This is a genomic window from Kluyvera georgiana ATCC 51603, from assembly GCF_001654985.1.
Lineage (GTDB): Bacteria > Pseudomonadota > Gammaproteobacteria > Enterobacterales > Enterobacteriaceae > Kluyvera > Kluyvera georgiana.
Genome location: NZ_LXEU01000020.1, coordinates 1 through 13,133, shown reverse-complemented (window position 1 = coordinate 13,133; position 13,133 = coordinate 1). Strand labels below are relative to the sequence as shown.

Below are 13,133 nucleotides of genomic sequence, written 5' to 3'. Positions count from 1 at the left end.
AATTATATTCTCAGACAATAACCATCCCGTTTCGGTGTAAATATAAAAGATGCCACCAAAACAAGCTGATTTTATTTTTATTTATGCAGAGGTAAATTTAAAATAATGGCGTGATAAACCCTCCATATTCTGGATAATTAAAAAAATGTAGGTATAGATAAACAATCTATTCTGACACTACGCGAATTAACCAAATGACTGATGTCATTTCGATATTTCGACCATAAGGGAAAATATAAATTTGCGGTATTTCATCGTCACGCCGGCCATTCAGCCGGAGCCACGTTGGATATACCATTGGCCTGCCATTGCAGATGTTGGCGCTATCTATCGCATCCTGATGCGAGGCGGTAGCTGCATCAGTTACCGCCTCTTGCTCAAGATTGTCAGTGAATCATTTAGCTCAGCGTAGTTCGCTAGCCTCCCAGCTATAAGTGCCCGCGGAGGTTAACGCGTCACCCAATTCCTGATAAGAGAAATCATAAAAATCTGCACTGACTTCATAACCAGAATAGTCGACGGCGGCCAGGCCAACGAAGGCTCCGGTAAAGAACCCGCCATAGCTTTGCAGGACGTAATCGTCTGACAAGACCGCAGCATCTAATGTGACCGGAATTTCAGTAAAATGAGTGCCGTCAAAACTGTATTCATAGCGATAGGTTTGTTTGCGAACTTTCGTGCGGAACCAGACATACTCGGTTCCTTCAGGAATCTTGATAGCATCATCTTTTAAATAAGACGTGTATTTCCCACGGTTGTTTTCACCTACTTCAATGACTGAGCCATTAATTTCATTCCAGGTGATAAAAACAAAGCTCCAATGACGATCGTTGTAGTAGTTTGTTAACCCAGCCATTTGTTGATAGCTAAATGGATTAAATTTAACCTTAACTTGCGCATCAAAATAGAAGGCTTGCCAGCGTCGGGCAATAAGCGACAGGTCATGGGTATTGGCTAACGAGCCCTGACCAATTAATGTTAATTTACCCTCGCCGGTCGTGCCCATTTTTTCATTAAACGGAACGCGAAGCGTATTCCAGTTGTGATCGAGCGTCGATGAGGTAAATGCATCATACTGGCTATGATCTTTGGCGCTTTCGGTGTAAATGGCATCCTTTGGCCCTTCCACGAAGGTTTTTCCACCGTGCCCCCCTTCAACACGCGGCCAGCCTTCTTCATCCCAGTACACTTTTTGAATTGACGTCTCTCTGCCCAACGTTGACCAGCCACGCGGATCATAGATTGACTCTCCTGGACGATTCCACGGACGGGCGCAGAGCGAGGCGTAGTACCATTCACCCGCAGGCGTTGAAACCAAAGCGCCATGCCCTTGCTTCTGGATGTAACTGTCTGGCGTATCGACGTTCGTTATGAACACTTCGCCTGGCGCAGTTTCAAAACTGTGGGCATCCAGGGTTTTTGAACGTGCAACCACTTCCTGGTGGGTAAACACCGTTCCCCCCTGCGCGGCGAAGAGATAATAATAGCCGTCTCGTTTATAGAGATGTGGCCCTTCGACCAGTGCCACAGCGGTACCGTGATAGAGGGTTCGCGCGGTTTCTGGTTTTAATTTTAAGGTCCTGGTGTCAAGCTCAGTTAGCGTAATGCCATTGAATGGGTGATGATATTCACGATGATCCCAGGTTTGTTGAACAATATATTTGCGCCCATCATCATCATGGAACAGTGACGCATCAAAACCAACGCCATTCAGTTTAATGGGGTCTGACCATGGGCCACGAATATCCGTCGCAGTGGTCAGGTAGTTGGTCATGTCTTTAAAGGCACCTTCTGTGATTTTCACATCCGTATACACTAACCAGAATTTGCCGTCAGCATGGGAGAGCGCCGGAGCCCAGATCCCACCTGATGAAGGGTTGCCTTTCATATCTAACAGCGTGGTTGTCGATAACGGACTGGGAAGAAGATTCCAGTTTTGCAGATCCTTTGATTCGTGTAAGCGAACGCCAGGGAACCACTCAAATGTAGAGTTTGCAATATAGTAGGTTTCACCAACACGGATAATACTGGGATCCGCATTGAATCCAGGTAATACAGGGTTTTGAATAATAGCCATATCATTCTACCTTTCTATAATTTTTTATTTTAAATCTTTCAATACTTGAATAATTTTTTAAACTATACGCGTATCTCATCAAGCTGACGGTTGATCTCGGTGACATTTTTGTCTGAGATAGGGTAAAGCTGAATAATGATCATGGACACAATCGCCAAAATAATAGGGATCCACACTGCTGTCATAATAATGCCATCGATAGCACTGACGCTTTGTTGGGCTCCGGTTTCGCTAAAGCCATAGGCTGCCAGTAACCACAATGGAATCGCGCCGCCAATCGTAAAACCAATCTTGAAGAACAGACCCATAATCGCATTAATAATTGCAGCGTTGCGCTTTCCTGATTTCAATTCGCCATAAGCAATCACTTCAGGAACCAGTGCCCACATGAAACCGGTGGCCGAGGTTAAGCCCCATTGTTTGATAAATGTCGCGATGTAAGCCAGCCAAAGCGCATCATGCATTCCTTCACGTGACCAAACGTAGGTCAATAATTCACCGACGATAAACATGCCAAGGAAAAGATGGAAGAACCCTTTTTTACCAAAAATACGCTTCAGTCTGGACCAGAAAATAGGGAAGATAATACCCGGAATTGAGGCAACAAGGCCAATTGCGCCCATCCATTCTGAATGGCCAACAACAAACTGATTGAAGAACCCATTAACGGTGTTCATAAAGAACATAAAGGTAAAGGCCAGCATGAAGAACAGGCCGAGAATGACCAGAGGTCGGTTATTTTTCAGCTCAAGGAAGAGATCGGTTGTTTTCACGTTAGCGGTTTGTTCCGCCGTCGCGACAACACGCTCTTTAGTAAACTTATAACAGAAGAAAAGTGCCGCTGCGCCTATTAACATATAAATGGAGTATACGCCAAACCATGCATAATTCGCGGAGGGATCGGTATAGTTACCCATATTAAGCTCAAGGCCAAAAAAACCAGTATCTTTGAGGCTTCTGTCTTTTGGTGAAGCCATTTGTACAAACATTGGGAACATCGTATAGACAAGCAGGTTAGCCGTGTTTGCCAGCATCATTCGGGTACTGGTCAGTTTATCAATGGACTCCGGATCTCGCGTCAATGAGGCATTAAGAGAACCATAAGGAATATTGACCACTGAATACACTAAGTCCAGTGCTAAATAAATAATAAATGCAAAGGGAACAGAACCCCGGACGCCAGGAATAGGAGCGAACAGCAATGCGGAAAGAATAACGAGCGGAATACCGGCTCTTAAAAGCCATGGGCGATATTTACCCGCTGCTGAACTTCTTTTATCAACATAGGTTCCGACCATCGGATCCCAAAAAACGTTAACAATGCGAACAAAAAGAAATATAAATCCAGCCGTTGCCGTACTAATGGTATTTACCGTCAGCATGTGTAGCGCGAGAAAACCGCCGATGGTACCGAATACCAGGTTCTGCGCAAAGTCACCCATCCCATAACCAATACGCTCACCCCGTGTTAACTTGTGATATTCGTCATGCCGATTTTGAATTATGTTTTTACGCATTCCAATCAGGTCTCCGATTTCATTTGTGAATGTGAAACACTTTTTGGCACAGGTCACCGTCGACAATCTATTGCGTTTTTATATTAACTAGTTATGTTTTTTTACTTTTGTGATCATTAAAACACATATTTCTTACGTACACGTAGCAACAATATGGCCTTTGTACTCTCCCGTAATGCCTGTGCCGGGCGCACAGCACCAACAAAGGCGTCGTTTTCTTCTGGCATTTGTCAAAGGAATCCGCCCTAAAAATAAATTTTCACAGTTCTATTGCAACGATGAATATATGACAATTTTTTTGTGATAGTTATCACGTTTGGGTAATCTCCTAATCTGCGAATGAAATTACGTAATTGATCAAGGTGCGATGAAAAATACAGGATAACCACAGTTATTGACTTTTCGCTTTGTGAATTATGGAGTTCATTATGCAAAATTATTTCGATCGGCTCGATCGTGTACGCTTTGAAGGACCTAAAACGACAAATCCACTCGCTTTTCGCCATTACAACCCGGATGAAATCGTGCTCGGCAAACGAATGGAAGAACATCTTCGCTTTGCTGCCTGTTATTGGCATAACTTCTGCTGGAATGGCGCGGATATGTTTGGCAAGGGTTCTTTTGAACAACCCTGGCAGCAGCCTGGCGATGCGCTCGCGCTGGCAAAAATGAAAGCCGACGTAGCATTTGAATTCTTCCATAAACTGAATGTCCCGTATTACTGCTTCCACGATATCGACGTCTCACCAGAAGGCGCATCGTTGAAGGAATATTTGAATAACTTTGCCGTAATGACCGATGTGCTGGCGCAAAAACAGCAAGAAACCGGGATGAAATTGCTGTGGGGGACAGCCAACTGCTTTACCCACCCACGTTACGGTGCCGGAGCGGCAACCAACCCGGATCCTGAAGTGTTCTCCTGGGCTGCAACCCAGGTCGTTACCGCCATGAATGCGACCCAGAAACTGGGCGGGGAAAACTATGTTCTGTGGGGCGGCCGTGAAGGTTACGAATCGCTCCTGAATACGGATATGCGGCAAGAGCGCGAGCAAATTGGTCGTTTCTTGCAGATGGTCGTTGAACACAAACATAAAATCGGTTTCCGTGGCGCGCTGCTTATCGAACCGAAACCGCAGGAGCCGACTAAGCATCAATACGACTACGATGTCGCCACGGTATATGGATTCCTGAAGCAGTTTGGTCTGGAAAAAGAGATTAAAGTCAACATCGAGGCCAACCACGCAACCCTGGCAGGGCATACCTTCCAGCATGAAATCGCCAGCGCGATTGCTCTGGATATCTTCGGTTCCGTGGATGCCAACCGCGGTGATGCGCAGCTCGGCTGGGATACCGACCAGTTCCCGAACAGCGTTGAAGAGAACACGCTGGTGATGTACGAGATCCTCAAAGCTGGCGGGTTTACCACTGGCGGTCTGAACTTTGATGCCAAAGTGCGCCGTCAAAGTACCGATAAATATGACATGTTCTATGGCCACATTGGCGCAATGGATGTGATGGCGCTGTCACTGAAGAAAGCCGCTCGTATGCTTGAAGATGGCGCGCTCAATAAGCGCCTTGAAAAACGCTATGCTGGCTGGAATGGCGAATTGGGCCAACAAATCATGCAAGGACGCCTGTCGCTTGCGCAACTCGCCCACTATGCTGAACAGAATAACCTTAATCCTCAGCATCAAAGTGGGCATCAGGAATTACTCGAAAACCTTGTCACCGCCTATCTCTTCGACTAAATCCTGTTTAAATGCCCCTGCGGGGGCATTTGCTTAAGAGAAGTTGATTCATTCCCAAGGTTTAACCCAAGTGCCGCTTCGCTTCGAGCCGCACCCGATGCAGAACATGGTGTTTGATCTCGCTGTACGAGGGGTGTTCGGCCAGCGTTTCGATATCCCTCTCGCGCCCAAAGGGCAGAACGATCTCATCGACGATCTTGCCTGGTTTTGCCGACATGATCAGAATGCGATCGGCGAGAAACAACGCCTCTTCCACATCGTGGGTGACGAAGAGCAGCGTGGTGCCGGTGGATAACCAGGCCTCACGCAGCAACTCCTGCATCATCAGCCGGGTTTGCGCATCCAGCGCGCCAAACGGCTCATCAAGCAGCAGCACTTCCGGGCCAGGAAGCCAGGCGCGAGCCAGCGCCACGCGCTGTTTCATGCCGCCGGAAAGCTGCCAGGGCGCATGATTTTCGAATCCCTTCAGCCCCACACGCTCCAGCCACGCCTTCGCCTGAGCGTTGGTTTCGTCCTTACGATGTTTTCCCAGCCGCGGGCCAAAGGTGACGTTGTCCAGCACCGACAGCCAGGGAAACAGATTGGGCTGCTGGAAGATCATTCCGCGATCGGGCCCGGGTTGACGTACCGTTTTGCCGCCTGCCGCCACCCGTCCGCTATCCGGTTTATTGAACCCGGCGACCAGGTTCAGAATGGTCGATTTTCCGCAGCCGGACGGCCCGAGCAACACAACAAACTCGCCGCGCTTCAGGGTCAGACTGATATCTTCCAGTACCGTAAACGGCTGTGGTTTCGCCGCAAAAGCGAGCGATACATTTTCGAGAGTGATGGCACTCATTATTCTTTCCTCGCCCATGGCACCGTCAGACGTTGCAGTCCCAGCAGTAAGAGATCCAGTAAATAGCCGATGCCACCCAGCAGCAAAATACCGAGCATGACGATATCGGTGCGTAAATAAGAGCTGGCGTTGATGACCATCCAACCCAGCCCCGAACTGGCCGCGACCATTTCCGCCGCGATCAACGACGTCCAGCCAATGCCAATCGAAAGCCTGACGGTGGTGAAAAGGTCCGGTAGCGCATCCGGCAACACCACGCGCAGGAAAATCTGCCAGCGGGATGCCCCGAGAGTCTGCGCCACACGAATACGCGAGCGTCCAATACGCTCAACGGCCGCCGACGCGCCCACCACGACGCTCAAAAACGTGGCGATAAAAATCAGGAAAAATTTGGACGCTTCGCCAATGCCCAGCCAGACCACCGCCAGCGGGATAAGCGCGATTTTAGGCAATGGACGCAGAAACTGAACGAAAGGGTTAAGCACCGCCGAAAGTCCGTCCGACAGCCCCATCAGGAGACCCAGCGGTATCCCGATAATAATCGCCACCGCAAACGCGCTGAGGGCGCGCGCCAGGCTCACCGCGATATGCTCCCAGAGCGGCACCTGACGGTAGCCGTCCGCCAGCAGCTCTTCGGTGGTCAACCCGATGTCGGTGAGCGATGGCAGGAGCAGTGGGTCAACCCACTGCCGCGTCGCCGCCACCTGCCAGACGATAAAGAAAACCGCCACCGACAGCACGCTGATGGCGATATGCAGACTCAATCTCATTGCGCCGCCACCGCCGCATCACGAATATAGCGGGACTCAATCGCGCTATCCCAGTTGGCGGGAATGTCACGCTTGCGGATCTCGCCGATACCTGCGAGGAAACTGGACGTTTTACTCAACGCTTTGCCAATGCCGCTGTCCGAGGTGTGTGTTCCGTTACCCAGCCAGTCTGCGGTGCCCTGCTGGGCAAGCGTTGGGTATTCCAGCCCGCCGAGCGTATTTGCTGCGGTCGTGACCGGCGCGCCAACCTCTTTAGCCACAATCGCCGCGGCGTGCTCCGGATCTTTCCTGAACTCATCCACTTTCTGCTGGTGCACGCGCAGGAAGGCGGTTACCGCTTCTGGGTATTGTTCCGCAAAGGCTTTGCGTACGACGTAGTTGTTGTAGATCAGATAGCCGTCTTTCTGCAGATCTTTGGTCGCAAAGACCTGATGCCCGCCCGATGCCTCCAGCTCCTGGGCAAATGGCGCCCAGACGTAACCCGCGTCAATATCACCGCGTTTCCAGGCCGCCACCATCTCAGCCGGACGCAGCGGCAGCAGCGTAATTTTGCTGCGATCCAGCTTGTTCACGCTAATTGCGGCTTCAAGGGCGTACTGCGCCGTTGAGTTTGGCGGATAAGCCACGCGCTTACCTTCGATATCATTGATTTTCACAATGCCATCTTTGCCAATCAGTCGCTCGTAGCTGGCAATCACGCCCGACACGCCAATAATCTCGACCGGTAATTTACGCACGATACCCGCCGTGGCGGGACTGGACCCGAAATTAGCAATATCAATGGCATTGCTGGCAAAATAATTCAACGCGTCGGCGCCAGATGCAAATTGCACCCATTTCACTTTGCTATTTAGCGCTTTATCCAGAGAGCCGTCGGCTTTTGCCAACATTAATACCTGCGAACCGCCGCTATAAGCGACACGAACTTCAGCTGGCGTATCGGCAAAACTCATATTTGCCCATAAACCACCCGCTGCGATTAATAAGCAGAGACTTTTTTTCATTTTATTTTTCCTTTGATGAAACCGATTATTTCGCCCGAAACTGTGCCGGACCATTTATCTCGTTATTTGCCATAACTGCGAACATCGCTCGGCCAGCGCTTGTGCCGGGTCGAAGGTAAGGTGACGAAACGGCGCATTGACCGCCTCAAGCGCCACAGGCACTTCGGTGCAGGCCAGCACCAGCTTTTGGGCCCCGCGAGCAAACAGCGCGTTAGCCTGCAGTGACAGCCACTCCCCCCCTTCCTTTAGCGCACCGCGTTTGACCGCGTAGCAGCCAGGCACAAACCACTGCGTCAGTTCCTCTTCCGTTGGCACAACCACTTCGATGTCCTGCTGCGCCAGACGGTGCTGATACCAGCCCGCTTCCAGCGTACCCTGGGTGGCAATCACCCCTACCCACTCCGGCCTTACGCAGGCGTCGTTCATCGAGATACACCAGCATTAGTGTGTTCCGCTATTGGCACATAGCCGACCTTCTCCCCCTCTAAATTAATGAACAGTTCTAATAAACCCTAGTTAATTCCCCTATCTAATCGAATAAATCAGTTTGCGTTATGCTTTTCCTACACAACAGCTGAAGGATAACGTCATGCAAACTGTAAAACTGAACAACGGTGTTGAAATGCCCCTGCTGGGTTTTGGTGTGTTTCAAATGTCTGATGCCGCTGAATGCGAAAGAGCCGTTATTGATGCCATCGATACGGGATACCGTCTAATCGATACCGCCGCGTCTTACCAGAATGAAACCCAGGTCGGGAATGCCCTGAAACAGACCGATATCGCCCGTAATGAGCTCTTTGTGACGACCAAACTCTGGCTACAGGATACGAATTACGAAGGCGCTAAAGCCCAATTCGAACGCTCCCTGAATCGGCTGCAACTTGATTACGTTGACCTTTATCTGATTCATCAACCTTACGGCGATGTCCATGGGGCTTGGCGTGCTATGGAAGAACTGCAGCAGGCAGGAAAAATTCGCGCCATTGGTGTCAGCAATTTCCATCCTGACAGACTGGCTGACCTTATCGCATTCAACAAAGCGGTCCCTGCGGTAAACCAGATTGAAGTTAACCCCTTCAACCAGCAGCTTCATGCCGTTCCATGGAATCAAAGCCGTGGCATTCAGCCGGAAGCCTGGGCACCGTTTGCAGAGGGTAAAAATGGTCTGTTCCAGCATCCCGTGCTAACAGCAATTGGCCAGAAGTACGGTAAAAGCGTGGGCCAGGTTGTGCTGCGTTGGATCCTCCAGCGAGGCATCGTTTCACTGGCGAAATCGGTCCGCAAAGAACGCATGGCTGAGAACATCAATATTCTCGATTTTGAACTCAGCGCTGAGGATATGCTGCAAATTGCCGCCCTCGACACCGCTACCAGCGCCTTCTTCTCCCACCGTGACCCGGCGATGGTGGAATGGCTGACTGGCCGCAAACTTGATGTTTAAGTCGCGATCAAAGAGGTATTCATTCAATGCAAAAACGTTTTCTGGGTAAATCCCGACTCGAAGTCTCCGCACTTGGGCTAGGCTGCATGGGCTTAAGCCACGGCTATGGCCCGGCGACCGATACTCGTCAGGCTATCGAGCTCATTCGCGCAGCGGTTGAACGTGGCGTCACCTTCTTCGATACCGCTGAAGTGTATGGCCCCTTTCTTAATGAAGAGGTTGTCGGTGAAGCCTTAAAACCATTTCGTGACCGCGTGGTCATCGCCACTAAGTTTGGTTTTACTTTTGGCGACGACAACAAGCAGCAGATTTTAAACAGCCGTCCGGAGCATATCCGTGAAGCTGTGGAAGGATCATTACGCCGTCTTAAGACTGATGTCATTGACCTGCTGTACCAACACCGTGTTGATCCTGATGTCCCGATTGAAGATGTTGCGGGAATAGTGAAGGACCTGATCGCTGAAGGCAAAGTTAAACATTTCGGTCTGTCCGAAGCGGGTGCGCAAACCATTCGTCGTGCGCATGCAGTACAACCTGTCACGGCGCTGCAAAGCGAATACTCCATGTGGTGGCGCGAACCTGAGCAGGAGATCCTGCCGTTACTGGAGGAACTGGGTATTGGTTTTGTGCCCTTCAGCCCATTAGGCAAAGGCTTCCTGACGGGATCGATTAAGCCAGGAACCACTTTTGGGAAGGATGATTACAGAAGCCAAGTGCCGCGTTTCGCCGGGCAGGCGATTGAAGCCAATGAAAAGCTGGTCTCATTGCTGGGCGAACTGGCGGCAGAGAAAGGCGTGACGTCTGCACAAATCGCGCTGGCATGGCTGCTGGCGCAAAAGCCGTGGATTGTCCCTATCCCTGGTACCACGAAACTGCACCGGCTGGAGGAAAACCTGGGGGCCGCCGACATCATCCTTTCTCAGGATGACTCACGTCAGATAACCCAGGCGCTTGAAACGATTAAAATCGTCGGCGAACGTTACTCTCCTGAGCACCAGGCCCGCGTAGGCCGTTGATACCCGGACGGGTCCGCCAATTGCAGCGGACCCGTTATTCCTGATAGCGAAGTGCATCGATCATCAGCGCAAAAGCGGGGGGATGCTGCTTGCGGCTCGGGTAGTAGAGGTAATATCCGGGGAAAGATGGGCACCAGTCCTGCAAAACCTGAATAAGCTCTCCTGACTTTATATAATCCTGCACTCTGTCTTCAGGTATACAGGCGATGCCAAAACCGGATAAAGCCGCATCAATCCTTTCCGCCTGCAGATTAAACGTTACCTGCCCTTCCACTCTGACCCTTAACGGTTTCCCTTCCTTCTCAAACTCCCAGTGGTAAAGCCCACCGGCTGTCGGCAGGCGCATATTGATGCACCGGTGATTTTGTAGCTCGTGCGGCGTTTCAGGTGCAGGGTTTGCAGCGAAATAAGACGGTGCTCCCACCACAGCCATTCTCATGTCCGGCCCAATTCTTACCGCAATCATGTCTTTATCCACGCTTTCCCCCAGACGGATCCCGGCATCAAAACGCCCCTCAACAATATCGACAAAGCCGTTATCAACGACCAGTTCAACATTGATTTCCGGGTATTCCCTGAGGAAGGGTTTTAGCTTCGGCCATACCAGACTTCGCACGGCATGCTCCCCGGCAGATAAACGGATATTACCGGAGGCAGTGCCGTTCAGCTGAACCAGAGATTCCAGCTCCTGCTCGAGATCGGCAATACGCGGTTCAAGGCAGGCAATAATTCTCTCACCGGCCTCTGTAGGGGCTACGCTTCGGGTCGTACGGGTCAGAAGGCGAATATTCAGCCTTTCCTCCAGCGCTTTCATCGCATGGCTGAGTGCAGACTGAGAAACACCCAGTTTGCCCGCCGCTTTGGTAAAACTTCGCTCCCTTGCCACCACAAGAAAGATTTGCAGTTCGTTGAAGTTTTCTTTCAGCATCGGCGATTCCCTTATGGAGGCATTCCCTTCATCGCACACTCATGAAGGGTGTTCATAGACACAATCATTTTAGCCCTATTACAGACAATAATGATAATTGATATTCTGACCGTATCGAAAATAAGTCAGAATTATTAGAAGGTTTATCATGAAAATACTCATTGCAGGCGCGACAGGAAGTATTGGTCTTCATGTCGTGAATACCGCTATTGAAATGGACCATCAGCCCGTCGCGCTGGTCAGAAATAAACGCAAAGTAAAATTACTTCCTCGTGGAACTGATGTTTTTTACGGCGATGTTTCAATGCCTGAAACCCTCACCGATTTGCCGAAAGATATTGATGCCATCATCTTCACGCTCGGTTCCGATGGTCAGGGTCGTATTGGTGCCAGGGCGATAGATTACGGCGGAGTGCGCAATATTCTACGAATATTCAGGCATACGCCTGTTCGCATCGGCTTAATGACCACGATTGGCGTAACTGAACGGCTCAGCACCTGGAATCAACGCACTGAGGTTCATGACTGGAAAAGGCGTGCCGAGCGTCTGGTCAGGGCGAGTGGTCACCCCTATACCATCGTCAGGCCCGGCTGGTTTGATTACAACAATGATGATGAACACCGAATCGTTATGCTTCAGGGAGATCTTCGCCATGCAGGAACACCGGAAGATGGGGTGATATCCCGGGAGCAAATTGCCCAGGTTCTGGTCAGTGCCCTGACCAAAGATGAAGCAAAAAATAAAACGTTCGAGCTGGTGGCTGAGCGAGGAGAAGCACAGCATGATCTGTCCCCACTTTTTGCAGACCTGCAGGCTGATGAACCACAAAAAAATGATGGGGTTCTGGACATAGACAACATGCCTTTGCGTGAAGAACCTGAGTGTATTATTAACGAGCTGAACCTGTATTCAAAAAAATTAACCAATCTACAACCCTGACAATTTTGTCATATAGCGGTCAGTCTTATGACAGCTTGAATCTGTATATTTGAATATACAGTCGGGGAGAGTTCCCCCTGATACGAATCCTGTTCCAAACATAGAGTTTAAAAGAGGTATTAGATATGAAAGCACTACTTATTACTACATTAGTCATGGGAGTTGTTTCGGTGAATGCCGCATCTGCAGCGCAGGAAATTAATCATACAGATGGGAAACAAAAGATTGGTGTAGTCTCAGCCAGCAATGCTTATACGCTTGATGATTTATCGAATGCGCTCTCTCGTAAGGCTGATGAGCAAGGCGCAACATCATTCAAAATTCTGTCAACTACGGGGAATAACCGTCTGCACGGAGTTGCTGAAATCTATAAGTAAATCATTAACATCTCGTACAGGAGATATCACAGCCCTTTTATAGTGAGCGTCGATTTATGTTCAGAACAGAAGACATCATCGATGAGATAACTCAATGGATTGATTCAAACTTACATAAACCGCTGAGGATAGAGGATGTTGCTGCGCGGGCAGGATACTCCAAGTGGCATCTTCAGCGGATTTTTGTGCAGGTAAAAGAAGTTAGCCTTGGGAAGTACATAAGAGATACGAAACTTAGACTTGCAGCAAAAGATCTTATCGAGACTAATGAGCCAGTGATGGTTATCGCCTTTAAATATGGATTCGATTCACAACAAACTTTTACTCGAGTTTTCTCTAAAAAATACAAATTGCCACCATTGAGATATAGAAACGCCGTAAAGAGAAAAAGATATTAACAGTTTAAAGTTATCAACCTTACGTCACATAACCAAAATAATAATTTATTCCAGAATCAAAAATTGACGGATTTTTGGT

The 13,133-nt window shown here is 49.5% G+C and carries 13 protein-coding genes; 6 read left to right on the top strand and 7 right to left on the bottom strand.

The genetic code is table 11. The annotated features are described in order from the left end of the window. Positions 1 to 403: 403 nt before the first annotated feature. Complete coding sequence (locus M989_RS04805; protein ID WP_064542835.1) at positions 404 to 2,077, bottom strand: glycoside hydrolase family 43 protein; 1,674 nt, start codon at positions 2,075 to 2,077, stop codon at positions 404 to 406. Between the two features lie 62 nt (positions 2,078 to 2,139). Beyond that, positions 2,140 to 3,579, bottom strand: a complete 1,440-nt coding sequence (locus tag M989_RS04800) for an MFS transporter (protein ID WP_164092419.1) — start codon at positions 3,577 to 3,579, stop codon at positions 2,140 to 2,142. Between the two features lie 443 nt (positions 3,580 to 4,022). Between M989_RS04800 and xylA the strand changes: the two genes are divergently transcribed. Continuing rightward, positions 4,023 to 5,342 (top strand): xylose isomerase, encoded by a 1,320-nt coding sequence (gene xylA / locus M989_RS04795; RefSeq protein WP_064542838.1) that lies wholly within the window; start codon positions 4,023 to 4,025, stop codon positions 5,340 to 5,342. Between the two features lie 61 nt (positions 5,343 to 5,403). Here xylA and M989_RS04790 read toward each other — a convergent pair whose 3' ends face one another. From M989_RS04790 to M989_RS04775, 4 genes are read right to left on the bottom strand one after another with little or no spacing between them, the layout of a single operon-like run. Next, entirely contained in the window at positions 5,404 to 6,180 is a 777-nt protein-coding gene (locus tag M989_RS04790; RefSeq protein ID WP_065358251.1) for an ABC transporter ATP-binding protein, read from the bottom strand. Further along, the gene (locus M989_RS04785; RefSeq protein WP_064542826.1) at positions 6,180 to 6,950 is read right to left on the bottom strand and encodes an ABC transporter permease; all 771 of its coding nucleotides are present in this window, start codon (positions 6,948 to 6,950) and stop codon (positions 6,180 to 6,182) included. The genes M989_RS04790 and M989_RS04785 overlap by 1 nt, the downstream gene beginning before the upstream one ends. Continuing rightward, the gene (locus tag M989_RS04780) at positions 6,947 to 7,954 is read right to left on the bottom strand and encodes a taurine ABC transporter substrate-binding protein (RefSeq protein ID WP_064542823.1); all 1,008 of its coding nucleotides are present in this window, start codon (positions 7,952 to 7,954) and stop codon (positions 6,947 to 6,949) included. Before M989_RS04780 ends, M989_RS04785 begins: the two co-directional genes overlap by 4 nt. A 54-nt stretch (positions 7,955 to 8,008) precedes the next feature. Further along, a complete protein-coding gene (locus M989_RS04775) occupies positions 8,009 to 8,380 on the bottom strand; it encodes an aspartate/glutamate racemase family protein (RefSeq protein WP_083965125.1) in 372 nt (123 codons plus the stop codon). A 163-nt stretch (positions 8,381 to 8,543) separates the two neighbouring features. Here M989_RS04775 and M989_RS04770 point away from each other — a divergent pair, with 163 nt between their 5' ends. Then, positions 8,544 to 9,395 (top strand): aldo/keto reductase, encoded by an 852-nt coding sequence (locus M989_RS04770; RefSeq protein ID WP_064542820.1) that lies wholly within the window; start codon positions 8,544 to 8,546, stop codon positions 9,393 to 9,395. 26 nt (positions 9,396 to 9,421) lie between these two features. Beyond that, on the top strand, positions 9,422 to 10,411 hold the full coding sequence (locus M989_RS04765) for an aldo/keto reductase (RefSeq protein WP_064542817.1): 990 nt from the start codon (positions 9,422 to 9,424) through the stop codon (positions 10,409 to 10,411). A 34-nt stretch (positions 10,412 to 10,445) separates the two neighbouring features. On the opposite strand, the gene M989_RS04760 is transcribed toward M989_RS04765, so the two are convergent. Further along, positions 10,446 to 11,339, bottom strand: a complete 894-nt coding sequence (locus M989_RS04760) for a LysR family transcriptional regulator (protein WP_016243455.1) — start codon at positions 11,337 to 11,339, stop codon at positions 10,446 to 10,448. Between the two features lie 148 nt (positions 11,340 to 11,487). On the opposite strand from M989_RS04760, the gene M989_RS04755 reads away from it, so the two are divergent. The 3 genes from M989_RS04755 to M989_RS04745 all read left to right on the top strand — a co-directional run bounded on the left by M989_RS04755 (position 11,488) and on the right by M989_RS04745 (position 13,054). Beyond that, positions 11,488 to 12,279: an SDR family oxidoreductase gene (locus M989_RS04755; protein WP_064542814.1), complete on the top strand. Its 792-nt coding sequence runs from the start codon at positions 11,488 to 11,490 to the stop codon at positions 12,277 to 12,279. Positions 12,280 to 12,404: 125 nt separating this feature from the next. Continuing rightward, a complete protein-coding gene (locus M989_RS04750) occupies positions 12,405 to 12,656 on the top strand; it encodes a YdgH/BhsA/McbA family protein (RefSeq protein WP_064542811.1) in 252 nt (83 codons plus the stop codon). Between the two features lie 56 nt (positions 12,657 to 12,712). Next, positions 12,713 to 13,054, top strand: coding sequence for a helix-turn-helix domain-containing protein (locus M989_RS04745; protein ID WP_064542808.1), 342 nt, complete (start codon positions 12,713 to 12,715; stop codon positions 13,052 to 13,054). The last annotated feature ends 79 nt before the right edge of the window (positions 13,055 to 13,133 follow it).